This is a genomic window from Thermosporothrix sp. COM3, from assembly GCF_059696735.1.
In genome coordinates this window covers 361,212-386,527 of the sequence record NZ_AP019376.1, presented here as the reverse complement: position 1 = coordinate 386,527, position 25,316 = coordinate 361,212, and the positions used below count along the sequence as shown (strand labels likewise).

The window sequence follows — 25,316 nt, the reverse complement described above, 5'->3', positions numbered from 1 at the left end:
CCGGGTCAGCAAAAAGGCTTTGCTGGCCCGGGTGCACAGAATGGAGATTGTTTGCTTAGAAGACCGGAAGAACCGCCCCCTGATACTTCTCCTCGATAAACTTCTTGACCTCTGGTGTGGTCAGGAGTTTGGCAAGCTTCTGAACGCGTGGATCGTTCTCATGCCCCTTGAGCACCGTCAGTACGTTCGCATACGGGTTGTTCGCGGCTTTTTCCAGCACCAGCGCATCCTTGTTCGGTTTCATGCCGCTGGAGAGCGCGAAGTTCATATTGATGATAGAGAATGTTGTATCATCCAGTGAGCGCGGGAGCTGTGCGGCTTCCAGCTCTTTGATCTGAATGTTTTTCGGGTTGGTGGCGATATCGCGTACGGTGACATCGAGCTTCTGCGGGTCTTTCAGCGTAATGAAGCCGTTATCAGCAAGCAGGTGAAGGGCGCGACCGCCGTTTGTCACATCGTTTGGAATCGCGACCACAGCCCCATTACCGACCTCGTTCAGCGACTTGATCTTTTTTGAGTAGATGCCCAGAGGCGAAATAAAGACCTTCGTCACAGCAGTCATCTCAATGCCGCGCTTCTTGCCGAAGTCCTCCATGTAGGGGACGTGCTGGAAGAAGTTCGCGTCAAGCTGGCCATCTTTGAGCGCCAGATTTGGCTGCACGTAGTCCGAGAACTCGACTATTTGAAGATCCAGCCCCTCTTTTGCTGCAAGGTTATCCTTAATATACTTGAGAATTTCGGCATGTGGTGTGACCGAAGCTCCGACCTTGAGAGGTCCATTGCTCTGAGCGCTACTTCCACCACAGGCCGCCAGAAGAAGCGAGAGGGTCAGCAGCGGAAGAGCCCAATATGACAGGAAAGATAATTTCACGATGCGCATAAATGCCTCTCTTGTAAAGCATGAATTGAAGCTACAGAAAAATAGGCGCGCCGTTATCCAGCTATACTTGAAAATTATGATACAATAAGAAGGCTAGCTCAGATGAGCCGCCTTCTGCCGGGTATCCGAAAAAGGGATTATGGCCGCTTGCTTCTGGGCTAATCTTAACAATCTTTATCAACTTTGTCAACATTATCGAAGAGAGAGGGAAACAAGCGGCTGTAGTCGCGCTATGAGAGGGGTTGTCCCTGATGTATCGGACAAAGAAGCCAAAGCAGAGCGCCTGCACCGATACGCTGAGGTGCGGTGGAGTTCAGACATAAGCCTCTCCCTTCAGGGGGTGGTCATTGACTCGTTTCAGTGTGGATGCTCTTCTTCTCGCACAGGGCGTTGCACCGTTTTCTTCATATAGAACCTCTCGTTGAAGCCCACTTGCTTTTGAAAGAGAAGTTGCTTCTTCTTTTTGAAGAGCACAAAGCCAAGCTTTTCATACAGCCTGACTGCTTTCGTATTCGTATCTACCACCTCAAGCGTATATTCTGTATACGGGAGTGTGTGGATCAGGTGTTGAATGAGCTGAGAGGCGATGCCCTTGCCCCTTGCTTCCTGATGTGTGACCACATCTTCGATATACGCCTGATGCGCTTCGATTGGAATCGGCTTCTGTCCGAGCGTGAAGGAGACCATCAGCCCCTTGAAGAAACCAAGCTCCTGCTGAAGCGTGCGCCTGTTGAGTTGCAGCGCCGAGCTGTGCTGTGTTGAGTAGGCGAGCATGCCCAGAACCCGGTTTTCAAGCAGGTAGACATAGACCTGCTCGCTGACAAAGGCATCCCGGAAGGCATTGCACAGGATTCTTCTGTCGGGGGTAAGTGCGCTGAGATGTTGATAGAAGCCATCGACGAAGAGCTGTACTACCTGCTGTTTGTGGCTGGTATCGAGTCGTGAGAGTTGTTCAATTGTTCCCTCGTTCATGAATAGTATCCTCTCTGGTGGGTCTGAATACATGCGGCAAGTGCTTTGCTAGAGTGTAAGAAGGAGTATTGGTATATCTGATACGGTGAAAAACAGGAATGAAGAAAGCAGTATCTTTTTTAAGAGTATAATCAGCATTTCTTTGTCCTGTCAAGCAAGAGGAGAATGAGCAGGAAAGAAACCGTGTGCTGTCTTGTTTTTTTGGGACGTAAAAAGCTGGCTTCGAGCCTGAGATAAAAACAAAATTTTGTCCATATTAAAAATTGATTTTCTTTGAGTGTTGTTATGTTTTTATGGTGTAATGATTGTTGACAAAGAAAATCGAGAAATGCTATAGTAATGCCCGAAGAACCGAAAACGTGAGAGCACGATTCCGGGTTTTGCCGGGGAGTAGAGATGAAGCATTCCACCAAGCAAACATATATCCTTTTATCAGTGCTGGCGGCGCTGGTGACGATGGGCGTCAAATTTACCGGGTTCCTGGTGACGGGCTCGGTCGGCCTCTTTTCCGATGCGGCGGAATCGGTCGTCAACTTGATTGCGGCGCTGGTGGCATTGTGGGCCCTTGCGTTGGCGGCCCGGCCCGCTGACAAAGATCATGCCTATGGTCATACCAAAGCGGAATACTTTTCCAGCGGTGTTGAGGGCGCATTGATTCTGGTCGCTGCTCTGATGATCATTATAGAGGCAATCCCGCGCCTGATGCATCCGCAGCCATTAGAGAATGTGGGTTTTGGCCTGCTGTTTTCGGTCATCGGGGCGCTGGTGAATGGTGGTCTGGCCTGGGTGATGTGGCGAGCCGGGAAGCGCATGCGTTCAATCGCGTTGCAGGCTGATGCGCGCCACCTCTTCACCGACGTGCTGACAACTGTGGGCGTGCTGGTAGGTGTGATCCTGGTTCCGTTGACTGGCTGGCTGATACTGGACCCATTGATAGCGATTGTGGTGGCGATCAATATTGTGCTGGCGAGTATCGGACTCTTGCGCGAGACGGCGCTTGGCCTGCTGGATACGGCGCTTCCAGCGGAGGATCAACGCCAGATCCAGGAGATTCTAGAACGCTATCAGAAACAGGGACTGGCTTTCCACGCGTTGCGCACACGGCGCTCAGGAGCGCGGCGCTTTGTCTCGTTTCATGTGCTGGTTCCGGGAAGCTGGACGGTTGCCGAGGGTCATACTGCCTGCGAAGAGATCGAGCACGAGCTGCGAGAGGCGCTGCCTGAAAGCACCATCTTCACGCATCTGGAGCCCTATGATGACCCTGTTTCCTGGGCCGATCAGGAGCTTGATCGCTTGCCTGAGCCAGTCTCGCAGCAGAAAAGCGACTCCTAAAATGCTGGTGTGCTGATCCTCTTTTTCTACGGAGCAAAGAAAAAGCTCGCTGATCTCTGTGCGTACACGTAGATCTCATATGGTATACTTTCTGATATGCCAACGTGTTCGGCCAGATTCAGACAAGAGCTGAGGAGCATTGATGCCCCCCTGTTGTTATGGTTGTAAGAAACAAAAAGAAAGAGCCTCCCATATTGCTTCTATGACGCCTGTTACATTGGCTGCGGAAAAGCCATTTCTTGCCTCTTTTCCCTTATGCTCTACTACAAGGAGGTCATCTTGTAGAGGTCTCGATGGTTCCCTGTGCTTCTGAGAGGAGACGCACGGCGTTATTGCTGCTGGCTGGTGGCTTATCGACTTCGTAGAAGTGAGGATTTGAGAATGCGTATTTTGCTTGTAACCGACCAATACCCACCAATGGTAGGAGGTGTGCCCGCGACAACCCATAAACTGGCTGTTGATCTTGTCAGGCGTGGTCATCATGTCTGCGTGATTGCTCCTGGCTATTGTGTGCGTGATGCATATCGGGTAGAAGATGGGGTGCACGTCTATCGCTTTGCCTCTTTTGAATGGCCGACCTATAAAGATCAGCGCATTGTCTTTACGCCCTTTCGGCGCTTCTATAAGATCATCAAGGAGATGAATCCTGATGTGGTGCATGTGCATTCGCCGGTCGTTCTGGGGAATATCGCGCAGTTGCTTGCTCATCCACTTGGTTTGCCGGTGATAGCAACGAACCACTTTCTCCCCATTAATATGAGCCGTTCACTGGCGACGCATCCCCTTTTTGGGAAGCCATTCAGTAAGATTGTCTACTCCTATCTGGTCTTTTTTTATAACTTCTGTGATTATGTCACAGCCCCTACGCGTACCGCGCTCAATCTTCTGTACGATCATGGTTTACGCATTCCTGCTACCCCTATTTCTAATGGGATCGATATGCAGAAGTTTGGTCCCGGACAGCGCGACCCTCAGCTTTTGCAGCGTCTGGGTCTACCTGCTGATCGACCGATAGCGCTGCATGTCAACCGCCTCTTCCACGAAAAGAAGGTCGATGTGCTGGTTGACGCGATCGCGAAGCTGAAGACGAACGCGCACGTTGCCATTGTGGGCACCGGTCCGGCGGAGGCCGAGCTGCGTGAGCAGGCTGCCCGCTTGAATCTTGGAGATAAGGTGAGCTTCCTCGGCTTCGTGAGCGATGAGGATCTATTACCCTTACGTCGTTCCGCAGATCTGTTTGTGATCCCTTCCGAAGCCGATTTGCAGAGTATCTCGACGTTGGAGGCAATGGCCTGCGGTCTGCCTGTGATTGCTGCGAATTCGTATGCGCTGGCGGAACTGGTCGATCATGGGACAAATGGCTTTCTGTTTGCGCCGGGCAACAGCACCGAGCTGGCGCAGCATATGGATACCCTGCTGTCGAATCCATCCCTGTGTGTGGAGATGGGTCAGCGGAGCCTGCAAAAAGTGCAGGTGCATGACCGCGAGCGTGTGCTTGAGACCTGGGAAAATCTCTATCGTCGTCTCTCGATCGAGTTTCAGGAGGCGAAGGCAGATCGGCAGCAGATGCGGCTGGCGCGTCAGGAGTTCTGGCTTTCGCTCTTTCGAGGGAAGTCGGCTTTAGAACGAAAGATGCAAGAGCAGGAGAAGTAAAGGTTTTTCTGTGCATTACAGGCTGTGAAAACCGGGACAATACGTTGTAGAAAGAAGGCAGCCTGTTATTTCTTCTTCCGGTGAACATGCAGGAATATGAGATTCGTGCTGACTATGATGCACGTTCGATTGTAGTGTATCAGGCATACAGTAAGGTGATTGCGCTTCCAGCCTTAGCGCATCACCGTTTTGTGCCTCCATTTTCGTTGCACAGAATGACCTGGATCAAGCCCTCGTTTCTCTGGCTGATGGAACGAAGCAACTGGGGGCTGAAGTCGGGGCAGGAAATGATCCTCGCGGTTCGTATCACGCGGCAGGGGTGGGAGGAAGCGCTTTCGCAGGCTGTGTTGACGACGTATGAGCCGCGTGTCTATCACAGGTATGATGACTGGGAACAGCAATTCCAGCATGCTTCAGTATATGTCCAGTGGGACCCCGAGCGGACGATACAGGGGAAAAGCCTCGCCTGCAAGAGTATTCAGGTTGGGCTGAGCCGCCACATTATCGAGCGCTATGTCCAGAATTGGACGCTTGCTATAGATGATTATACTCCTCGTGTGCGGAAGATCTACGCCCTGTTGCAGCAGGGACAGATGCGCAAGGCGAAAGATCTGCTCCCCCGAGAACGTGTCTACCCCGTGAGTGCCTCTCTTGCCCGTCGTCTGGGGATGGCTCGCTGACTCCCGGCCCTTTATTTCAAGCGAAAAAGGAATCATACGATCTTTACTCCTTCTTTTAGAATGCGTCTGTTGTGAAAAAGTAGAAAATTTCCGATCGGTGTTCTACAATGAGAGAAATAAACACAATACTAAAGGAGGTAGTTGAGAGATACATGGATGGCAAGATGCTTGCATATCGCATGCTTGATTGGCAGCAGCCCCCACAGGTGGTCGAAATTGATGTGCCGAGGCCGGGCCCGGGTGAGGTGCTGGTGAAGGTTGCCGGAAACGGTCTGTGTCACTCTGATATCGGCATGATGCAGATTCCGCAAGTGTATGGTGAAATGATTGGTTGGCGCGTGCCCTTCACGCTCGGCCACGAGGTCGGTGGCTGGATTGAAGAAATAGGAGAGGGCGTCGAGGGGTTCTTTATTGGTGATCCGGTTGCGCTGATCTCGCCGCATTCCTGTGGTACCTGTGAGTACTGCCTGCGCGGACAGGATGAGGCCTGTGTGCAAAGCGCGTATGGCCGTGGGTATGGGCGTGATGGTGGCCTGGCGCAATATGTGATCGCACGCGCTCCTCGCGACCTGATTAAATTGAAGACACTCGATCCAAAAGTTGCGGCACCCCTGACCGACGCGGGTGCAACCTCCTATCATGCTGTGAAGCGCGTGCTGCCGAAGCTGATTCCTGGCTCGACCGCCGTGGTGATTGGTGCGGGAGGCCTGGGAAGCTTCGCAATTCAGTTGTTGCGGGTGCTCAGCCCGGCTCGTGTGATTGCCATAGATACCAATCAAGGCCGGCTGGATTTTGCTCGTGAGCTTGGCGCGCATGATGTGCTGACCGGTGTCACCGAAACGACCGTGAAAGAGCTTCAGGAACTCACGAACGGGCGTGGTGTTGATGTGGTGCTTGATTTCGTGGGCATTGACGCGACCATTGCAGCCGGAATAGCGATAGTGCGAAAGCTTGGCGCGTTTGCGCTGGTTGGCGCGGGTGGTGGCACCCTCCAGCAGCCATGGTTTAACGCCCTGCCGAAGGGGGCGGAAATCTTCTGTTTCCAGGGCTCGTCAATCGCGGATGCGCATGAGGTGATCGCGCTCGCCGAGGCGGGCCTGATTCGTAGTGAGATTGATATCTATCCTTTTAGCCGGATTGAAGAAGCCTATAAAGCTCTCGATCAGGGGATGTTGCGTGGTCGCGCTGTGGTCACCCCGAACGAGTAAGCAGCCAGACAGGGAAGCCTTGCTTCCCTGTCCGTTCCCTTTTATGCGGGCATGCCTTCCTGTATCCAGCGTTCCAGGAGCTCGATGCGCTCCTGAGGCCACTCCTCGTCACAGGGCATAGATCCATCTTTGATGCGCTCAAGAATATTGTCTGCGTTTGCGCGTACATCGTCATAATTCCAGAGGTCAAAGACGAAATCCATGGCATCTCTATCATCTTCACGGAACAATGGCTTGATATCGTGCTCAAAACTGACCATGATAGAACTCCTCTAGATGACAAACATGATATTGATGCTCCTGCCCTTTAGTGTACTCTTTTGAGGCGGAAAAAGCTATAGGGGGGACCAGATGGTGAGGAGAGAGGGTTTGGCCCGTGTCGCTGCTTTGGAGGGGAGATGAAGCAGAGGTGTGGGCTCCTTCTGGTTTTATAAAGCGAGACGCTGTCAGGCTTCATAAAGGTGGGGCGCCTCCACAACCTCCGTTCCATGCTCCATTGATACTGCACTAGAAATACTCGCTGAAGCATTATAGCAGTGGTTGTCAAGGGCCGTTCGTTCGGCGGCAAATGTGTGGACACGACGGTACCAGATAAAAATCTTAATGAAATTTTAATAGCTTTTCCCGAGATCTCTGTTATACTGAGTGCGTTCCACAAAGCAACGAGTACTATTTGCTAAAACACAACAAGTCAGGTTGTGTATCGAAGCCATCCGTCCAGGCAGTCGGATGGCTTTTTTCTTTTATCTGGCACTTTTGTCAATAGGAGCTTTTTATGAGATGAAATGGTCAGGAAAGGGGCAGAATTATTGACAACAAAGAGAAGATGCGAGTATAGTTATATATCTGTTATATGTCGATTCTATATCTGTTATGTGTTGAGTTATGTAACAGGGAGCTGGCATGTGGTGGGTGTGCATTTGTTCATTGGATCACAGAACAGAGTACATGTCGAATTGGCAATATATACTCAGGGCGGGAGATACTCATTTCTGGCTATTGGTGTCTCTGATACAGTAAGGCCCTGCACAGGGATTTTGCTCCAGCGCCTATCTTTTTGTTGAAAGGACGTATGCAGGTATGGCACAGACTGCGTTTTCTCAGGATATACTCATAGCTGCCCCACCGCAGAAGGTGCGTTCCTTTTTTGCCCGGATGGAAAACTTGCCTCTTATTCATCCTCTGATCCTGAACGTTCAATATGTGAAAACGACCTGCACGGAGGATCAGGTACCGGTTCAGCACTATCGGGTACGCGATAGGATGCGGCTTGGTCCTTTGCTGCTGACCTTTACCTATCGTGTGCAGATGCTGGAAAATGCAGAGGGAGATCTTGTTTTTGAAACGTTTCAGTCCCCACGTATCTATCTTTTTAACACCACACGCTTTCTTCCCCATCCATCAGGTACCCGGGTTACAGAACAGGTCGATATTGATGCGCCCAGGCTGCTGCTTCAGGTGGTGAGAGATCAAGGGAAACAGGCTCACTGGCAGATGCTGGCAAATATGAAAAGGGTTCTTGAGACCGGGAACGGTACCGAACAGAAGAGCGCTGAGTAGCTGTCGGTTACAAGAAGAAGATAACGGCGACATATCCAGCACGAACATTCGCTCGCGAAGAAATACTAACTGGAAAAGGTAAGGATGCCGCTATGAAGACTTCTGAACAGAAAATCCCTTCGCAAGTACCGGGACGTACGAACTGGTGGTTGCGTTTAACAAGTTCAGGTTGGGACAAGCCACAGGATACAATTGCGCGCCGTGAATTGACACGCAGAAGCCGCCTGACCTCGTGGATTCTGCTTGGATCGCTGGTTGCGCTGTTGCTCTTTATTCCTGCAATGGCCCGTGATGTGCCCTCTGCGATTCTGGTTGTTGTCGCGTTCCTCTTCCTGCTTCTGGTTGCTGTGTGTAATCGGATGGGTCAGGTGTTGATTGCCGGTTCGATGCTGGTTGCCTTGATGTGTCTGGCAACGCTAGGTGTTGTGCTGATGGCTCCTGGTGGGCAGATCACCCTTGTCTATCTGCCTGCCTATGATTTTATGGTGGTTGCGGTCGTGGTGGGGGCCTCGCTGCTTCCGCGCTGGGCTGCTTTTATTATTGGTGCGATCAATATTATCCTTATTTATGCGGATCTCATCTTGCAGCCAAAGGCAGCAGATTTGCAGCAGGCCATTGATCTGTATGGGCTTGCGGTGCTGGCTGGCCGTCCGGTGGCGCTGCACGTGCTGGTAGCCGTGGTAGCCTTTCTCTGGGTGCGTGGCATGGATGAGGCGGTTCGGCGCGCTGATCGGGCTGAAGACCTGCGCATGCTGGAGCACGAGATGAAGCAAGCTGAAGCGCGCCGGGCAGAGGAAATCGAGGTGTTTGTTCAGAGCACCATTCGTGCCTTACGTTTTCTGGCAAATGGGCAGGAAGGGCTTGTGATGCTGCCTCCGGGACATCCCTTGCAGGAACAGGCCACGTTCTTAAACGCTCAATTGAAGCAGTTCTATCTTTTGAAGCAAGAGAGCAAGGGCCCCCATCGACAGGTCATGCTGGCGGCAGAACTGCTGTTACGCCGTTTACGCGCTATCGGTATGCAACAAATGTCGGTGAATGCGCTTGATCCGCGTCATTTCTCAACGCATGTCACAATCATCGATGAGCTGGCAAGCGCTATCTATATCCTGCTGACAGAGCGAGCACGCATCTGACAGAAATGCCTCTGCTGTGATGGTAAGAGAACAGCAGGGGCTCCTGCTCCGGTAGCCTGAGCCATGTGATACCGATTCAGGACAGCAGTGCGGGAAGAACCTCGTGTTCAAGCCTACATTGAGCACTTTGCTCGGCTGGCTCGACGGCACCCCTGGAAGGTTCGGGGACTTGTGTATCTCTCGGCGTTTTTGCTGCCTCCGGGCGTGCTGCCACCGATGCTCATGCGAAAGGATACAGAATCGATACTCGGAGCCTCACTGGAAGTGGATGAGGAGCGGAAGCAGGTCAGGGTAAGGAAGGAAGCGGCTCGCACTGTCTTTTATGCCGATTGTAGCGAAGAGGATGTAGCCCGAGCGATCTCGTTGCTTGTGCCTGAGCCTCTGCGACCCCGGGTGGAAGAAGCGGCTTCCAGGCTTTCCGTACGGGAGAGTGAGGCACTTCCGCGCTATTATATCGAATGCTTGCAAGATAAGGCGCTTGGCCCATCCATGCAGAGAAAGATGTATACCAGCCTGCCATGTCAAAAGGTCTATTCGTTGCCGACCAGCCATTCACCGTTTCTGTCGGCTCCTGAACGCCTTGCCGAGTGCTTGCTGGATATCGCCCGTTCCCAACCAAAAAGGGACGCTCACTCAGAAGCGAGCAAGCATCCCTCGGTTGCTAGCGGGACAGACGAACACGAAGGGTAAGAATCTCGAACGGGTTCGCGGTGATGGTTACCTGATGCCCCTGCGGCTCTAGCGGCTGCTCCTGCTCTTCGAGGAGGTTGGTTTGCCAGATAGCGGCAATCTCCTCACTGAAGGTCAGGGTCGTACTGGTTGTTGCGCCGGCGGCCTCGTACAGGCGGATTACCAGATCATCGCTTGCCTCAGCCTTTTTCACTGCCTCGACAATGATATTCTCGGCTTCAACCTGCACAAATGGTGTTGCGTTGCTTGAAGCTAACACGGAGCCTTCCACTATCTGAAGCGGGACATTCAGCTCATAGCCTGCCCGCATGACTTTGCCGGTAATGTGGTTGCCCGCGTGCGGATAGAGGGCATAGGTGAACTGGTGTTGTGCCTCATCGGCGACGGAATCGGGCCACCCAGGGCTACGCAACAGGTTGAGATCAAGCACATTTTCGGCGACCTTATGCCCGTATTTGCAATCATTGAGCAGTGCAACGCCATAATCCCATTGCGATAGATCTACCCATTTATGAGCGCAGATCTCGAATCGAGCCATGTCAATACTGGTGTTGCGATGGGTTGGGCGCTGTAAGGTTCCGAACTGAATGTCACAGGTTGCTTCATTCGCACGGACCGATACAGGGAAGCTGGTACGTAGCATCTTGAGGCGCTCGTGCCAATCGACCTCGGTGATAAAGTCAAGGCGGCGGCTGCCTGCGGTCAGGACGATGCGCTGCTGAAGCGTGGACTTGTTGAAGTGATAGCGCTGTTCCACAATGGCCTGCGGGCCCTCGACGCGTGCCGTGGCCTCTTCAAGCTGGAAGTATTGAGGTGGGCGTTCATCGTAGGCAATTGAGATATCCCAGGCGTCACCCAGATCGTGGTAGACGGCAAGCCGGTTTGCGTTTTCGCCCTGAGCGAGCACCTCGCGTTGATGCTCCTTATCGAAAATGGAGGCAATCGAGCCATCGGGCGCAAAGCGAACCCGCAGGAGCTCGTTTTCCAGCGTCTCTGTGGAGGCGGTAAGTGCTGGCAACTCGTCAGCGGGCGCGGGATCGAGCGTCAGCATACTCAACGGCGGAACGGTGACCTGTCGCCATGTTCCCTGGTGGTTCAGCCATTCGCTGCGCTCCCAGGAGAGCGTATTGACAACCGTTAGTGCTTGTTGCGGCGCGAGCAACGCGGCCTGTGCCTCCTGCTTCAATTGCTGAATCTTGTCCCAGATCTGCTGATAGCGAGCCAGCGATTCCTCGTACACACGGGTGATCGATGAGCCGGGCAGGATATCGTGAAACTGGTACAGCAGCACTTCCTGCCAGATGGTATCAAGCTCCTGTGAGGGATAGCGATACCCGGCTGTGTGGTGCGCCAGAGCCGCAAGGAATTCCAGGTCACGCAGTGCCAGCTCAACCTTACGGTTAAAGCGCTTGTTGCGTGCCTGTGTTGTATAGGTTCCCTGGTGCTTCTCCAGATAGAGTTCGCCGACCCAGGTCTTATAGTCTGTGCTCTGTGCCGCGATACGATCAAAGAAGGCCTCTATCGGCTCCTGTGTGACCGGGGCAAGGCCGTTCAGGTCTTTCTCGCGTGCAAGGCGTTCAAGGTGCTCAACGCCGGGGCCACCGCCGCCATCGCCGATCCCGTACAGCACAACGCATTCATCAGAGACCGTTTTATCCGCGAAGGTGTGCTCGGCAGCGATCAGGGCGCGGGGAGCCGCCGAGCTATTGTAGGTGCCCTCGGGCGGCATGTGAACCAGCACGCGTGAGCCGTCGATACCCTGCCAGAAGAAGGTATGGTGCGGGAAGACGTTGAACTCATTCCAGGAAAGCTTGATTGTCAGGAAATAGTCCACTCCGGCCTTTTTCAGGATCTGAGGAAGAGCCGCATTGTAGCCGAAGACGTCGGGAAGCCAGAGCATACGCGGATTTGTGCCGAATTCGTCGCGGAAGAAGCGCTTGCCATAGATAACCTGCCGGACCAGAGCCTCGCCGCCAGAGATATTGGTGTCGGGCTCAATCCACATGGCTCCCTGGGTTTCCCAGCGGCCCTCAGCTACTTTGGCCTTGATTTTCTCATAGAGCGCCGGGTAATACTCTTTCATCCATTGATAGAGCTGCGGCTGACTGGCACCGAAGACGTAGTCGGGGTAGCGCTCCATCAACGCAAGCACAGTGGAGAAACTGCGGGCACCTTTGCGGATGGTTTCACGGATCGGCCAGAGCCATGCAAGGTCGATATGGGCGTGTCCGATAGCGCTGATTTTCAGCGAGGGGTCGCCGCCCTTCTTTGCCAGTTCGACAGCCAGGATTGCGCGGGCCTCTCTGGCCTCTTCGGTGGTGTAGTTGGTCAGCAGATTGGCAGCTTTCTGCAATGCCGCCAGGATGCGTTGATAGCGGGCTTTCTCGGGTGGAAGCTGCTCCATCAGCTCATGAAGGACCTCGAAATCATAGTAGAGGTGGTGCATCTCTTCGTTGAAGAGTGCAATCGAGGCCTCTTTGAGCGTGCCGCTATCCTGATATTTGCCAAAGAGATCGTTACAGCCAGCATCTGCCCAGAGATCAATGGTTTCGCCGCCCTGTGCCTGCTTTGTGATCGGGACCACGCGCTTGCCGGGTCGCCCCAGGCGAAAATCAAAATCAGAGGAGACAGTAGTCAGGCCAAGCACGGGGCAGCCCTCCGCATCTGCGATGTAGGCTTCGCCGCTCAGGTCGATCAGGAGCGACACGGCCTGTCCGGCGGCAGTTTCAGGAATAGTCCCGGTGAAGTGGAACCAGGCGCAATCCCAGAGCTTGCCCCAGCTCTGCCCGATCTGCACTTTCTGATAGGTTCCGCTCTGGCGCTCGGCAAACGGGACGGGTTCGGGAGTCACCCAGGCCTCAACCTCAAGATTGGTCAGTGGTTGGTAGATCGCCTGCTCAATTGCTGCGAGCGTTCCCTTGAGCCACTCTTTTGTTCTTTTGTGATGATACGGCAAGGTGTCACGATTCCTTCTAGAGAGTGAGCGCTAATGGCTCTCTCAAACCGAATTCTCAATGAGAGTATGATAAGAGATGATGGGTATTACCGAAATAGTGTACAGGGTATCTGCTGGCTCCCTTCGTCTCGCACGAAGGGAGGGCATCGGTTGTCCATCTCTACAGACAGCATTGTATATACAAATTATAATACAAATTCTGCACAATTGAAGGCTTGAGGGACTATATAACCGGGTAAATAAGAGCCCCCGGAAACAGGACGGGGGCTCTATACAAGGGGGGAGTCTGATGTTGTGTTATGTTGATTTGATCCGGGAGACGCGCAGGCGAGCACCGCACGACTGACGAATAACGAGGTTCACCGGCAGCTCGATGTGTTTCGGGGCTCCGGCCACCAGCCCTTCAATGCGGTTGATGAGCAGGGTTCCGGCGCGGTTTCCCATCTCTTCATATTGTTGAGCGACGGTCGTCAGGGGCGTGCTGAGCAGAGCGGCAAAGCTGCGATTATCAAAACCGACCACAGCCACATCTTCAGGGACGCGCAGTCCGTGGCGTTGGGCCGTACGCATTATTTCCAGAGCGATGCTGTCATTGACGGCGAAAATAGCGTCAGGACGGTTGGGACCGGTCACCAGCGAATCATAGAAATGGTGTCTCTCAGGTGGTGGAACATAGGTCAGCGACTCATCAAATGGCTGTTGATACTCTTGCAGGGCCTTGCGATATCCGAGCCAGCGTTCCTGTACGGAGGCGACATCAAGTCCCTCCTCGGTCACAAAGGCGATACGGCTATAGCCGAGGATCAGCAGATGCTCGGTTGCCCGGTAGCCTCCACCGAGGTTATCGGAGGTCACGTAGTCACAGTCCACGCCGGAAACATAGCGGTCAACCAGGACAAAAGGCACCCCTTTTTCGCGAAGCTGTTGCAGGATTGGGCGGTTGTGGTGCGCTCCGCCGACGGGAAAGATGACCAGGCCGTCTGTGGTGGTCTGGAGGCGCTCAATCTCCATCGCGAGGTGTGCCGGGTTATCCTCGGCATATGCAAAGCTGAGCTGATAGCCACGCGGCTTGATAGCTTGTTCAACGCCAACCAGAATACCCATATTCAGCTCATCACTTGCCTGACTGAGAATCAGCCCGACGCTTTTATGCAGATGATGATATGGCTGGCTCTTTGATTCCTGTATCGTAGAGGGCGGCGCGGCATGACGTACAAAAGTTCCGCTCCCACGAATGCGTTCAAGGAGTCCCTCGTTGACCAGTGTTCCGAGTACCTGACGCACGGTTCCCCGGCTGACACCATGTGTGCGAGCAATTTCAAGCTCTGGTGGTAAGCGTGTGCCTTCTGCCAGCTCTCCTGAAAGAATGCGCTCACGGAATTCGAGCAGCAAGCGCGAGGAGAGCGTCTTTGCCTGTGAGTCGTTTTCTGCTTCTCGCACGATACCCAACCCCTGTAATGAATAATGAAACTTCTTTGCATTGTAATAGTAGCGGGCGCTTCTGAAAAAGTCAAGTAGCATGCCCATGAAGGGAGGGGATTGTACAATACAAAATTGGTCAGTAACGCCAAAATTTGTACAGGTTCAATGAACCGCATGTCTGCTTTCGGCAGATGATGATAGAGATTGCTCGCGTCCCATGTCAAGCGGCATTACTACCCTTTTGACCATCTATACTGAACAATTTCGCCCTGCTGCTTCCTTTACGCTGAATTCTTCACTTTTTGTGGAGCCGCTGTACACTGAAAGGCAGACTGTGTTCCTTCCGGCTACCCTCGGTCTCCTGTTCAAGAAATGATGTACCTGCTCGATTCTGGAGCGAAGTTGTGGACTGTGAAGCACAGAGGGATTGCTCTAAAGTGCATAGGCTGGTGATCCATGTTGGCACGTTGCTGCTTCTCCGGCCTGTGAAGCGTTTGTTCTCTTTTGCCCGTCGTCTTCTCACTGGAGGGCGTCGTTTTCGCTCCTTTTCCTCTTGACTTTCTGAAACGGCTCATGCTAATATCCTACTAAATCAGTAAGATATTAGGGCGTGCTAATATCTTACCTCGCTACTCTGATATTGTGCATGCAGGCAGTTCTGTGGCATAGCTCTGTCACTTTATAACAGTCATCTTTTCGAGCGCCTGTCTGCTATAGCTGATGTTCTATTTTCACACTGTAACCGGGATGTGTTTCCGGTAGGGAGATGAAAGGGTCAATGATACAGAAAAAGACGTGGCTCCTCTTGATTTGTTGTCTGGGCGTACTGTTCTCCGCATGTGGTGGCTCGACAGCAGCGCAACCTACCCCCAAAGAGGAGCAAAAACGGACAGTAACCTATCTCGGAAAAGAGATTCAGATACCTGCAAAAATTGATCGAACCGTCGCTGTGGGCTATTCCACGCTAGAAGATATGGTGCTGCTTGGCATTGAGCCGGTTGGTGGTCCAACATACCCGAACGGGCCGGCGGAATATCTGGCCGATCATCTCAAGAATATGAAGAGCGTCGGCAACCGAACCGAGACGAACTACGAAACCGTGATTAGCCTGAAGCCTGATCTGATCGTTGCGCACGAGCGAACGACCCCCGAGACGATCAAGAAGCTGCAAAAGATCGCACCAACTGTTCAGTTCTCGAAACAGGCAAAATGGCGCGAGAACTTCACGCTCCTTGGCGATATTTTTAACAAGCAGGCGCAGGTCAAGCAGATCCTCGCCGCGTATGATACGCAGGTTGCGGACGCCAAAGCGGCGCTTCAGCGGTCCGACAAGAAGGAGCTGGTGGTGCTGACCATGAAGATTCGGGCCGGAGGTATTTCGGTCTTTCCTCCGACGTTCTATATCAACGATATTCTCTATAATGAGCTTGGCTTTAAGATGACGTCCGATATGGCGCGGGTGAAGGCACAGGAGAAACTTCCGCTTGAGCGACTGGCACAGATCAACCCCGATATCATGATTGTGGGCTTTTCGCCGTTCGAGAATGCGGACAAGCCTCAGGCACTTGAGGACCTGCAGAAAAACCCGATCTGGCAGGGTGTGAAGGCCGTCAAGAATAACAGGGTGCTGCTGAACAAGGTGCATCCGCTGATTCAGGGGAATACGGCGTATGGGCAAAAGGCAGCGCTGGACATGATTGAGAAGGAAATTGTGAATAAGTGATGGATTCGGTGATACCTGTACAATCAAAGCGTCAGAGGCGCTTAACCTGGCTTCTGCTGCTCTCGCCAATCCTGATCGTTGCCGTCATGCTTGCCTCGTTGATGATTGGCGTGCAGCAGATATCACTTCAGACGGTCTTTGAGGCGCTCTTCCACTTTGACAAGGAAAACCTCAGCCATACGATCGTGTTGTCGCGTTTGCCGCGTGTGCTTGGTGCTCTGCTTATCGGGGCCAGTCTGGCGCTTTCGGGCGCATTGATGCAGGGAGTGACCAGAAACTATCTGGCCTCTCCCTCAATCACCGGGGTGCTGGATGGTTCGGCGTTGCTGGTGACGATTGGCTATATTTTCTTCTCGGGGCTTTCCAGTTGGGGGCTGATCCTGTTCTCGCTGATTGGTTCGGCGCTTGGAACGGCGATTGTGTTTGGTATGGCCAGCCTGATCCCCAATGGTTTTTCACCGGCTCGGCTGGGTATCATTGGTTTGATTATCGGTACCTTTTTCAGTAGTCTCTCCTCAATTATAGCTACCTACTTTCAGGCGTCACAGGATATCAGTTTCTGGTTTAATGCCCGTCTGGATCAGACCAGCCTGGAATTTCTGGGGCCCACGCTTCCCTTCTTTGTGCTCGGGGTTGTGCTGGCGTTCTCGGTGGCCGGCTCGGTCACGATTCTGGCTCTGGGGGAAGAGGTATCGATCAGCCTGGGACAGAAGACGATTGTGGTGAAAGGGTTGGCAATGTTGAGCGTGATCGTGCTGACCGGGTTATCGGTGGCGCTGGCGGGCAAAATAAGCTTTATCGGGCTGATTATTCCGCATATTGTGCGCTATCTCATCGGCGTCGACTACCGCCATATCGTGCCCTGTTCGGCGATCTTTGGGGGCGTTTTCCTGGCCTTCTGCGATATCCTGGCCCGGCTGGTAAACTTCCCGTTTGAGACACCGATTGGTGTGCTGACCTCGCTGTTCGGGGTGCCGTTCTTCCTGTATCTGGTCTACACGAGAGGAGGCAAGCGGCATGTCTAAGGCACGATATGCATTCCCGCTTGTGATGCTCGGGTTCGCGCTGCTCATCCTGCTGACTATCTACATCAGCCTGACGAATGGCGTCTATGATATCAGCCCATGGGACCTGATCCAGACGATGCTTGGAATGAATGACAACGCTGATAAGGTGCTGGTGCTGACAGAATTTCGGCTCCCGCGCATTATTATGGCGGCGCTGGTGGGAACCGGGCTGGCAGTGGCGGGAGCGATCATTCAGGGAGTGACGCGAAACGATCTGGCAGACCCTGGAATTCTCGGTATCAATGCCGGGGCAAGTACAGCAATTGCGCTTTTCATCTTCTTTCTGCGGGGGAATCTGTCGAATCTGGGCATGTTTGAACAGTTCGCCATGCCATTTTTTGGCCTGCTTGGCGGCATTCTGGCGGCGGTGCTGATCTATCTATTCTCCTACAAAAACGGGACGCTTCCCGTTGAGCGGTTGATTCTCTCCGGGATCGCGGTTGGCAGCGGCTTGAGCGCGATTTCTGTCTATCTCACCTTGAAGATGAACACGCAAGACTTCGAGATGGTAGTGACCTGGACAGCCGGGAGTATCTGGAACGCGAACTTCGACTATATTCTTGTGATGCTGTGTGGTCTGCTGCTGATTTTACCTGTGTTGTTTATCAGTGCGCATATGTTGAACATCTTCCATCTCGATGAGAACAGCATCAAGAGTCTGGGGGTGCTGCCGGACAGGCTGCGCATGGGCTTTTTACTGGGTAGCATCGCGCTGGTAAGCCTGTGTGTGGCAGCTTCGGGAGGCATTGGTTTTGTGGGCCTGGTCGCTCCCCATATTGCACGGCGGCTGGTTGGCATGTCCTTTCAACGGCTGGTGCCGGCTGCGGCGCTGGTGGGCACGGCATTAGTGATGATCTCGGATTTTCTGGCACGAACTATCTTGCAACCGACAGAGATTCCGGTTGGCATGTTGATTTCGTTGATTGGTGTTCCCTATTTTCTCTATCTGCTCTATCGTACCTATAAATAAGGAGAGAGAAAGTCATGCTTGCGGTCGAGGATCTGGAAGTAGCGTACGAAAAATATACAGTCTTCAGTCATCTCAACCTCAACGTAGAACCCGGTTCCATTACCGGCATTATTGGCCCTAATGGCTGCGGGAAATCGACCCTGTTGAAGACGATGGGACGCATTCTGAAGCAGTCTCAGGGGCTGGTCTACCTGGATGGGAAGGCGTTGCAGACGATGCAGTCGAAAGAGATTGCCAAACGGCTGGCGATCCTGCCGCAGTCTCCCTCGGCTCCATTAGAATTGACGATTGAAGAGCTGGTTGCCTATGGTAGGCATCCGCATCGGGGGCGTTTCCAGCGCCAAACGACACGTGATCGTCAGGTGATCGAGTGGGCAATGGAGACCGCCGGAGTGCTGCCATTTCGCGAACGGGAGATCGGGAGCCTGTCGGGTGGGCAGCGTCAGAAGGTCTGGCTGGCGCTGGCACTGGCTCAGGAGACGGATATCCTCTTGCTGGATGAGCCGACGACCTACCTGGATATCGCGCATCAACTGGACGTCCTCTACACGATTCAGAAGCTCAACCGTGAGGAAAAGCGCACTATTCTGATGGTGTTGCACGATATCAATCATGCGGCCCGCTTCTGCGACGCGATTATTGCGATGAAAGAAGGCTCGATTATCGCCAGTGGCTCTCCCGTAGATGTGATTACGCCCGAGGTGTTGCGGGAAACGTTTCAGGTCGAGGCCCATGTGGTCATAGAAGAGCAGGTGCCTATCTGTCTGAAGTTTGAGCCATTGCGCAAGCCCGTTTCGGAGCCTGTTGGAAGCAAGTAGCCAGAAGAAGGGGAACCACCATCGGCACGATTGATGATGGTTCCCTTTTTTATGCAGCAGTCCAGATTGCTTCAAGCAGCAGGCCATTGTTATCAAGAAAGACGAAGTTATGAAGATTGGCTATGTGGCTGATCTCTGACACCTCACGATCGAGCTTGAGAAGCCGTTCGCGTAGCGCAAGCCCGGTAGCTTCATCAGGGAGCCCGAAAGCGATGTGGTTCAAAAAGCCTTCAACGCGGGTAGCGTCTTGTAGCGTTGGAATGTGCTCAAACGAAGGCAGTGAGATGCCGGGAAATTCAAAGAAGTGCAGCCCGAGCCCGGGACCGCCCGGGGTGATAAAGCAGTGGCGGCTCTGATTCGCCGGGTGAACACTGATTTCGCCAACCTGCATACCAAGAATGTCGCCATAAAAGGCTATGGTTGCGTCCAGATCGGGTGTGTAGAGCGCGACATGGTGAAAGCCCTGCCAGTTTGTCATAAGATGATGTACTCCTTTTCGGGTATGTTGTTTTTCTCTATGGGCAGTATAGGTGCTGGCAGGGCGGGTGCACATCATCTATCTGGATGATGTGGTGCATGAATTCCGACAAACAGCCGAAGCTGGCGGGCAACCTCTCCAGCGGCCACCCGATTGTGAACATCCAGCTTGCGATAAATGCTCTGTACCTGCGAGCGGATCGTGTTCACTGAGACAACAAGCGCTCGGGCAATCTCCGGGTTTGAGTAGCCGCTGGCAAGCAGGCGAAGGACGCGTAATTCTTGTGCCGAGAGGGGCTCCAGCGGGGCCCGGGTCAGTGTCTGCTCGCCTGTAGCGCCATGCAGAATAGCGAGCACAGAGCCGAGCAACGGTCGTGCACGAATAACCGTCATGCAGGCCCGCAAGAGCGCAAGCAGCGGCTCTCCTTCATCGAGAAAGAGACGCTGATAGCCCTCCGCGCTGGTGAGCGAGAGCAGTGTGAGAAGCTGGCGGCGTGCCTCATACGTCTGTCGACAGGCGGCATAGGCGAGGGCAAGCAGCACCTGGATCTCGAAAGTATGCCGAATGCGCCCGGCACGTTGCGCGGGGTCCAGGAGCCGCTTCAGCAGTGGTAGGGCTTCTTGAGCATTGTCTTCCGCTATCAAAAGGCGGGCAAGCAAGAGTTCTCGGCGCTCATGAGAAAGCAAGGGGAGCTCGTTCCCCTGCCAGAGATATCCCTGAAGCACTTGCCGTGCGGCTGTCCCATTGTGTAATTGCACATAGTAGAATGCCTTTTCAGCCTCGATCAGACGCAGCAGGGAGACGGAACCGACGACATCATCTGAAAGAGATGAGAGCTGTTGTAGCGCGGCTTCAGCCTGCCCACAGGCGAAGGTGAGGCGTGCCTGAAGCAGTGTTGCTTGTATCCGGTGGATCGCAGGCAGCGGTGTCAGACGAAGTACCTCCCGAACGGCTTCCTGTGCCTTCTCAAGTCGATTCCACTCATAATAGATGCGAGCCAACCCGAGCTGTGCGTGCGCGATATCGTCGATATCCTGTTGTTCCTGCGCTTCAGCAAGCATACGGCGCAGGATGGTCGCGGCCTGATGCAGTTCTCCCTGTTCAAAGCAGAGCGCTGCCAGACGTCCCGCGGCTGCCCGAGTGTATATATGATTGCCAGTAGAGACGCTCAATTCGTAGGCAGCTTGAAGTGTTAGACGAGCCCGGTTATATTGCCCTTCGAGTGTCTCGCCCAGTCCTGCAATGCCCATGCTGCTGCTTCGCCACAGCAGATCTTCCGGAGACAGCCAGAGGAGCGCCTGTCGGGCATAAGCGGCTGCCTCTCTGCTTCGGCCCTGACGATGAATGAGCAGAGCACGGCAGGCGAAGACCTTGCCAAGCGCGGCTGTATTCTGGCTCCATCCCCGTTCTGCCACCTGTAGCAGCGCCTCAATGTGGGCCGCGCTGGTCGGCGAAAGCGGATGGGGTGTTGCGGTAAAGAACAAAGCAAGTGCGTGACCAAAGCTCAGGAGGGGTTGTGACCGGACGAGAGTCTCAGGAAGCTGCTCAAGCCAGTGGAGCAGGGTGTGAAACTCATTTGTTTCTTGAAATTGTCTTGCTTCCAATTTTTGGGTAATTAACCGGGCAGCACGTTCCATCTGTCCGATGCGCAATGCCAGCGTGATCGCTTCTTCATAGAGCCCATGTCGTTCATACCAGTCTCCGGCTTTTATCAACAGAGAGCGCATTGTCTCGCTTCCCAGGCGCTTTTGAGCCTCGGTCCGCATGGTTTCCGCGAATAGAGCATGAAAGCGGTACCATTGTTCGTCGAGGCGTTCAAGAAAGAGGCCATAGCGCGTGAACTGGTCCAGGATCTGAGCGCTGTCGGTGCGATCGGTGACAGCGTCACAGAGGGAACTGGTAGCTTGCTCAAGTATGCTGGTACTGAGCAAAAATACCTGCAATGGCTCAGGGAGCGCTTCCAGCACCTCACTGACGAAATAGTCCTGCAATGGTCGGTGATTCCCTGTGAAGGTTGCCAGGCAGCGGGAGATCTCCTCCCGAGTTGTGCAGCGCTGAAGGGCGAGCGCGAAAAGGCGTAATCCGGTGGCCCATCCTTCCAGCCGTATATTGAGCTGTTGCACCTCTTCCAGCGCAAGTGGATGAGGGGTGATCTGTTGCAGAAAGCTCTGTGCCTCCTCGGTCGAGAAACGCAGATCGTTTGCTGTGATCTCGAAGAGTTCTCCTTTTGCGCGCAGGCGGGCAAGAGGCAGCGGGGGTTCCGTGCGAGAAAGAAGCAATACATGCAAAGAGGGCGGCAGATGTTCGAGGAAGAAGGTGACAGTCTCATGGATACGTGGCTCATTGAGCAGGTGATAATCTTCCAGAACGAGAATACAGTTGACCGGCAGTGCGACAAGCTCATTGAGGAAGGTCGTGAGTGCAGCTTCCAGGGTGGTGAAGGGCTTCAGTGGCGGATAGAGCATGAGCTGAGAGAGGGCCTCATGTCCGAGATCGGGCTGAAAGCTCTGGCAGGCGGTAATCAGGTAGCGCCAGAAACGTGCAGGGTCATTATCCCCTGCATCAAGCGAAATCCAGGCAATATTGGGAATATGGCGATCCTCAATCCACTGGCGTACAAGCGTTGTTTTGCCTGTGCCTGCCGGAGCGCTTAACAGTGTAAGTGGGCTGGTGCGTCCCTGATCCAGCAAGGCAAGCAGGCGCGGGCGAGAGACAAGCGCAAGAGCCAGACGAGGGAAGTGCAGTTTTGCTTCGAGGAGCGGTATATGTTCTTGTGTGCTGTCGGTGGGAAGCGGCGTCGGCTGGTACTGGATCAGGCTTCTGGCCGGGTTGGAGAGCGCCGAAGCGTTCTGAATATCAATCGAGAGGGCACGGGCAATATTTTCCAGTTGGGCAACCGAGAGCTCAGCGGAGCGCCCGACGTAGCGCTTAAAGGTGCGTTTTTTCTGGCTTCGATAGGCGTACCAGTAATCTTCTCGTGTCGAGCGTACTTCTCTTCTCACCGTTAAATGACCATATTGCCCATGAAAGCTGAAGGTCTTCAGAGGAGCAAGCAGCCGGGTCCAATGTGTATCAGCAATGGGAATCAAATGGGCTTGATTGGCGGTCCGAAAGATATACGTTTGCTGTTCAGCATTCCAGAAGAGCGCATCGCTCACAATTTTTGGCATGATATCTTCTCAAAGCAATCTCTTTGTATCTCTCAATGGTTCTCTAGAATTGACTATAGCAGATATGGTTATTTGGTTCAAGCGGCGGTTAGGCATGACAGGCACGAAAGGTTAAGGTGAAGAACAGAAGAAAAAGAACTATTCTGCTATTCTACCGGATTCATCAGTTAAGAGCCTCATAGGCAGAGAAAGCACGTAACATTGGCGTGGCGCTGAATTCAAGGCAACGGACGCGAAGCTTTGAGAGGGTGAGTGGGGAGAAGCGATCAATCTTCTTGTGCCCGATGGCGCTTCCCGTGACAAGCGAGAGCCATTGATCTCCGTTCCAGCCCTCCAGTTCATAGGAGCGGACGCGTTCCCCTTCGCGGATCTCTTCCATCAGCGTGACCCGGTCAACCAGGTGAGCGCCGCCCAGATCCAGCGTGATGCAGTCGCCTTCGCCCCGGGTTGTCGCGAGCGGTGAACCGAAGTGGCGTTGTACCAGTTGCCCGAACGCCCTGAACTGGCGAACATCGGCCTCAGGGACGCGCCCCGTACGATCTATGGCCATGCCGAGCAGAAGATTCGCGTTGTGGCCTACAGTTCGGTAATAGCACTGTAGCAGGTGCTCTGGCGAGAGGACAAGGTGATCTTCGCCCTCTTTCCAGAACCAGCCACCCTGAAAGGCGCGCTCTCCGTCTCGGTTGGGCATATCGGCTTCGGCGGGGCTCCACAGGTTGCCGGAAGGGCTGCCCGACGCGCTGGTATTCTCAACAGAGGATGCATCGACAGAGGGAGGGTGTATCGTGCTCCAGCATGGGTAATTCACCTCTCCCGACTCATTCCCGGCCCAACGGATGAGCGAAGCCGCTTCTGGTGGACCTTGAAAGACAACGGCCTGTGGTTGTAGCTTCTGGAGAACTGGCACGATGTCCGGTCCTCCCAGATGTGGCGGAAGAACTCCGCCATCGAACCAGATTTCAAAGAGCGGCCCATAGTTGGACCATAATTCGGTCACTTGCTGTAGCACCATCTCGTTATAGCGCTGCTGGTCCTCGGGGGTGCCAGAGAGCACCGTACCCGGGTTATCAACTCCACAATAGGCGTTACAGGAGACACTATAGTAGAGGCCCGGCTTGATATCGTACTTTTTGCAGGAGCGAATAAAGTCCGCGACAAGATCGCCCTGCCCGTTTTTCCACGGTGACGACCTCACACTGTAGTCATGTGCTTGAGTTGGCCAGAGCGAGAAGCCGGTGCAATGTTTGGCGACAAGAATCGCATAGCCTGCCCCGGCTGCCTTTGCGGTCTCAAGCCACTGGTCTGTGTCGAGATGTGATGGCTGGAAAATAGCGGGATCAGGGTGATAGCCCCGTTGTTTGCGGAAATCATATGAGGGTTCAAAAACGGTCAAATCATAATGGATGATCACACCGATTTCGCTATCTGCCCATGCAATGTGGGCCGGTGTTGGTCGTATCATGCTGTCCTTCCTGAGTATGAAAGCAGTAGTGAAGCGGGCACAATCCCTGGATGTTTCCATTGTAGTCAAGCGAGGGAACATAATGCAAGCAAGCGGTATTTCTGCGTGCATCGATTCTCTCAGACTCTTCTCATACTAAGGGTTTATAATGCATTCCAGTCAGGAAGCTCCTGCACAGTCGAGAGATGGCTTTCTGACATACCTGCATCTGGTATTAAAGTTGCCTAGAATGGAGAAAGGTCTATGAGGATAGCGGAGGAACCATCGCTCAGACGCCGCTTGTCTGGCCTGTTACTTGCGTTGTTGGGCGCATTGAGCCTATTTGTATGGACAGCCTCAGTTGCCCGGGCCGCGGAGGTGAAGATCTTCGATCGAGCCGGGGTCTTAAATATCGGGCGGGTTGAGGAGGCCGCGAAGAAGCTTGAGTACCCGATCAAGATTTACACGATGAAGAGCTTTCGTGGTTCATCAGATAGCTTTGTACGGGCGGCTGAAAAGGAGATCACCGCCAAAAATCAGATTGTGCTTGCGCTGAATACCGGAACAAAAGATATTGCCCTTGCCTACGGAAAGGATGTGAAGCTTTCAGGAAATCAGGTAAAAGAAGCAGTAGACGCGCTTGAAAATACATACGAGCGCAAGGGGAACTATACTGAAGCTGTTCTGGCGGCGCTTGAGAAGCTTCCACAACAGAGCGGTGGCGGTTGGCTGGTCCCTGTATTGATTCTGGGAGTGCTGGTCATTGGTGGTATTGCGTTGTTCCTGTTCCTGAAACGGCGTCAGAACGAGGCGCAGCCGCATGAAGCCACTGGATTTACCCCGATGCACCAGCCAGAGGCGCCGAATTATGACTATTACAGACAACCAGTATATGACGAGGCTCCACAGCAGGGGGGAATGAATCCGCTGGTTGCCGGTGGTATTGGCGCTGTAGCGGGCGGGTTGGTTGGCTATGCACTTGGCAGTCAGCAGGCACAGCATGAGGCTGAGAATCAGGAAGATCTGGTCGGAGGCAGCGTGTACGAGGATATCGATGCGGAGGATGAGAGTTTTGGGAGTAGCGGGTTTGACTCTGACGACGAAGGGTTCTAAGCAGGATTCCGCTATAGTAGATATGGACGCGCTGATAGAAGAAACGG

Annotated in this window: 20 protein-coding genes; 12 read left to right on the top strand and 8 right to left on the bottom strand. The window is 53.6% G+C overall.

Annotated elements, in window-relative coordinates:
• Positions 1 to 55: 55 nt before the first annotated feature.
• Positions 56 to 880 carry a MetQ/NlpA family ABC transporter substrate-binding protein gene (locus KTH_RS01680; RefSeq protein WP_497616098.1) on the bottom strand — a complete coding sequence of 275 codons (825 nt, stop codon included), beginning with the start codon at positions 878 to 880 and terminating at the stop codon, positions 56 to 58.
• A 357-nt stretch (positions 881 to 1,237) separates the two neighbouring features.
• Complete coding sequence (locus KTH_RS01675) at positions 1,238 to 1,852, bottom strand: GNAT family N-acetyltransferase (RefSeq protein ID WP_497616096.1); 615 nt, start codon at positions 1,850 to 1,852, stop codon at positions 1,238 to 1,240.
• A gap of 396 nt (positions 1,853 to 2,248) precedes the next feature.
• Here KTH_RS01675 and KTH_RS01670 point away from each other — a divergent pair, with 396 nt between their 5' ends.
• The 4 genes from KTH_RS01670 to KTH_RS01655 all read left to right on the top strand — a co-directional run bounded on the left by KTH_RS01670 (position 2,249) and on the right by KTH_RS01655 (position 6,725).
• Complete coding sequence (locus KTH_RS01670; protein WP_111320025.1) at positions 2,249 to 3,184, top strand: cation diffusion facilitator family transporter; 936 nt, start codon at positions 2,249 to 2,251, stop codon at positions 3,182 to 3,184.
• A 381-nt stretch (positions 3,185 to 3,565) separates the two neighbouring features.
• Positions 3,566 to 4,837, top strand: coding sequence for a glycosyltransferase (locus KTH_RS01665; RefSeq protein ID WP_111320023.1), 1,272 nt, complete (start codon positions 3,566 to 3,568; stop codon positions 4,835 to 4,837).
• Between the two features lie 86 nt (positions 4,838 to 4,923).
• Entirely contained in the window at positions 4,924 to 5,517 is a 594-nt protein-coding gene (locus KTH_RS01660) for a DUF4291 domain-containing protein (RefSeq protein WP_111320021.1), read from the top strand.
• 152 nt (positions 5,518 to 5,669) lie between these two features.
• Entirely contained in the window at positions 5,670 to 6,725 is a 1,056-nt protein-coding gene (locus KTH_RS01655; RefSeq protein ID WP_211326052.1) for an NAD(P)-dependent alcohol dehydrogenase, read from the top strand.
• A 41-nt stretch (positions 6,726 to 6,766) separates the two neighbouring features.
• On the opposite strand, the gene KTH_RS01650 is transcribed toward KTH_RS01655, so the two are convergent.
• A complete protein-coding gene (locus tag KTH_RS01650; protein ID WP_111320019.1) occupies positions 6,767 to 6,985 on the bottom strand; it encodes a hypothetical protein in 219 nt (72 codons plus the stop codon).
• 820 nt (positions 6,986 to 7,805) lie between these two features.
• Here KTH_RS01650 and KTH_RS01645 point away from each other — a divergent pair.
• From KTH_RS01645 to KTH_RS01635, 3 genes are all read left to right on the top strand, one after another.
• Complete coding sequence (locus tag KTH_RS01645; RefSeq protein WP_111320017.1) at positions 7,806 to 8,285, top strand: SRPBCC family protein; 480 nt, start codon at positions 7,806 to 7,808, stop codon at positions 8,283 to 8,285.
• A 92-nt stretch (positions 8,286 to 8,377) separates the two neighbouring features.
• Positions 8,378 to 9,421 (top strand): hypothetical protein, encoded by a 1,044-nt coding sequence (locus KTH_RS01640; protein ID WP_111320015.1) that lies wholly within the window; start codon positions 8,378 to 8,380, stop codon positions 9,419 to 9,421.
• Positions 9,422 to 9,508: 87 nt separating this feature from the next.
• A complete protein-coding gene (locus KTH_RS01635) occupies positions 9,509 to 10,111 on the top strand; it encodes a hypothetical protein (protein WP_111320013.1) in 603 nt (200 codons plus the stop codon).
• On the opposite strand, the gene KTH_RS01630 is transcribed toward KTH_RS01635, so the two are convergent.
• Positions 10,083 to 13,067: an alpha-mannosidase gene (locus tag KTH_RS01630; protein ID WP_111320011.1), complete on the bottom strand. Its 2,985-nt coding sequence runs from the start codon at positions 13,065 to 13,067 to the stop codon at positions 10,083 to 10,085. The two genes, KTH_RS01635 and KTH_RS01630, sit on opposite strands and share 29 nt — an antisense overlap.
• Positions 13,068 to 13,364: 297 nt before the next feature.
• On the bottom strand, positions 13,365 to 14,507 hold the full coding sequence (locus tag KTH_RS01625) for a GntR family transcriptional regulator (RefSeq protein ID WP_170142408.1): 1,143 nt from the start codon (positions 14,505 to 14,507) through the stop codon (positions 13,365 to 13,367).
• A 760-nt stretch (positions 14,508 to 15,267) separates the two neighbouring features.
• Between KTH_RS01625 and KTH_RS01620 the strand changes: the two genes are divergently transcribed.
• From KTH_RS01620 to KTH_RS01605, 4 genes are read left to right on the top strand one after another with little or no spacing between them, the layout of a single operon-like run.
• A complete protein-coding gene (locus KTH_RS01620) occupies positions 15,268 to 16,212 on the top strand; it encodes an ABC transporter substrate-binding protein (protein WP_170142407.1) in 945 nt (314 codons plus the stop codon).
• Positions 16,212 to 17,237: a FecCD family ABC transporter permease gene (locus KTH_RS01615; protein ID WP_497616090.1), complete on the top strand. Its 1,026-nt coding sequence runs from the start codon at positions 16,212 to 16,214 to the stop codon at positions 17,235 to 17,237. The genes KTH_RS01620 and KTH_RS01615 overlap by 1 nt, the downstream gene beginning before the upstream one ends.
• The gene (locus tag KTH_RS01610; RefSeq protein WP_497616089.1) at positions 17,230 to 18,249 is read left to right on the top strand and encodes a FecCD family ABC transporter permease; all 1,020 of its coding nucleotides are present in this window, start codon (positions 17,230 to 17,232) and stop codon (positions 18,247 to 18,249) included. The genes KTH_RS01615 and KTH_RS01610 overlap by 8 nt, the downstream gene beginning before the upstream one ends.
• A gap of 14 nt (positions 18,250 to 18,263) precedes the next feature.
• Positions 18,264 to 19,067, top strand: a complete 804-nt coding sequence (locus KTH_RS01605) for an ABC transporter ATP-binding protein (RefSeq protein WP_497616087.1) — start codon at positions 18,264 to 18,266, stop codon at positions 19,065 to 19,067.
• A gap of 49 nt (positions 19,068 to 19,116) precedes the next feature.
• On the opposite strand, the gene KTH_RS01600 is transcribed toward KTH_RS01605, so the two are convergent.
• From KTH_RS01600 to KTH_RS01590, 3 genes are all read right to left on the bottom strand, one after another.
• Complete coding sequence (locus KTH_RS01600) at positions 19,117 to 19,545, bottom strand: VOC family protein (RefSeq protein ID WP_497616086.1); 429 nt, start codon at positions 19,543 to 19,545, stop codon at positions 19,117 to 19,119.
• Between the two features lie 74 nt (positions 19,546 to 19,619).
• Complete coding sequence (locus tag KTH_RS01595) at positions 19,620 to 22,715, bottom strand: winged helix-turn-helix domain-containing protein (protein WP_497616084.1); 3,096 nt, start codon at positions 22,713 to 22,715, stop codon at positions 19,620 to 19,622.
• Positions 22,716 to 22,878: 163 nt separating this feature from the next.
• A complete protein-coding gene (locus tag KTH_RS01590) occupies positions 22,879 to 24,177 on the bottom strand; it encodes an alpha-L-fucosidase (RefSeq protein WP_497616082.1) in 1,299 nt (432 codons plus the stop codon).
• A gap of 243 nt (positions 24,178 to 24,420) precedes the next feature.
• Between KTH_RS01590 and KTH_RS01585 the strand changes: the two genes are divergently transcribed.
• Positions 24,421 to 25,269, top strand: coding sequence for a hypothetical protein (locus KTH_RS01585; RefSeq protein WP_497616080.1), 849 nt, complete (start codon positions 24,421 to 24,423; stop codon positions 25,267 to 25,269).
• Positions 25,270 to 25,316: the final 47 nt, after the last annotated feature.

Bases quoted from the DNA above. Each gene is read 5' to 3' on its own strand.
- KTH_RS01680 (WP_497616098.1), bottom strand. From the start codon at position 880: ATGCGCATCGTGAAATTATCTTTCCTGTCATATTGGGCTCTTCCGCTG.
- KTH_RS01675 (WP_497616096.1), bottom strand. From the start codon at position 1,852: ATGAACGAGGGAACAATTGAACAACTCTCACGACTCGATACCAGCCAC.
- KTH_RS01670 (WP_111320025.1), top strand. From the start codon at position 2,249: ATGAAGCATTCCACCAAGCAAACATATATCCTTTTATCAGTGCTGGCG.
- KTH_RS01665 (WP_111320023.1), top strand. From the start codon at position 3,566: ATGCGTATTTTGCTTGTAACCGACCAATACCCACCAATGGTAGGAGGT.
- KTH_RS01660 (WP_111320021.1), top strand. From the start codon at position 4,924: ATGCAGGAATATGAGATTCGTGCTGACTATGATGCACGTTCGATTGTA.
- KTH_RS01655 (WP_211326052.1), top strand. From the start codon at position 5,670: ATGGATGGCAAGATGCTTGCATATCGCATGCTTGATTGGCAGCAGCCC.
- KTH_RS01650 (WP_111320019.1), bottom strand. From the start codon at position 6,985: ATGGTCAGTTTTGAGCACGATATCAAGCCATTGTTCCGTGAAGATGAT.
- KTH_RS01645 (WP_111320017.1), top strand. From the start codon at position 7,806: ATGGCACAGACTGCGTTTTCTCAGGATATACTCATAGCTGCCCCACCG.
- KTH_RS01640 (WP_111320015.1), top strand. From the start codon at position 8,378: ATGAAGACTTCTGAACAGAAAATCCCTTCGCAAGTACCGGGACGTACG.
- KTH_RS01620 (WP_170142407.1), top strand. From the start codon at position 15,268: ATGATACAGAAAAAGACGTGGCTCCTCTTGATTTGTTGTCTGGGCGTA.
- KTH_RS01615 (WP_497616090.1), top strand. From the start codon at position 16,212: ATGGATTCGGTGATACCTGTACAATCAAAGCGTCAGAGGCGCTTAACC.
- KTH_RS01610 (WP_497616089.1), top strand. From the start codon at position 17,230: ATGTCTAAGGCACGATATGCATTCCCGCTTGTGATGCTCGGGTTCGCG.
- KTH_RS01605 (WP_497616087.1), top strand. From the start codon at position 18,264: ATGCTTGCGGTCGAGGATCTGGAAGTAGCGTACGAAAAATATACAGTC.
- KTH_RS01600 (WP_497616086.1), bottom strand. From the start codon at position 19,545: ATGACAAACTGGCAGGGCTTTCACCATGTCGCGCTCTACACACCCGAT.
- KTH_RS01595 (WP_497616084.1), bottom strand. From the start codon at position 22,715: ATGCCAAAAATTGTGAGCGATGCGCTCTTCTGGAATGCTGAACAGCAA.
- KTH_RS01590 (WP_497616082.1), bottom strand. From the start codon at position 24,177: ATGATACGACCAACACCGGCCCACATTGCATGGGCAGATAGCGAAATC.
- KTH_RS01585 (WP_497616080.1), top strand. From the start codon at position 24,421: ATGAGGATAGCGGAGGAACCATCGCTCAGACGCCGCTTGTCTGGCCTG.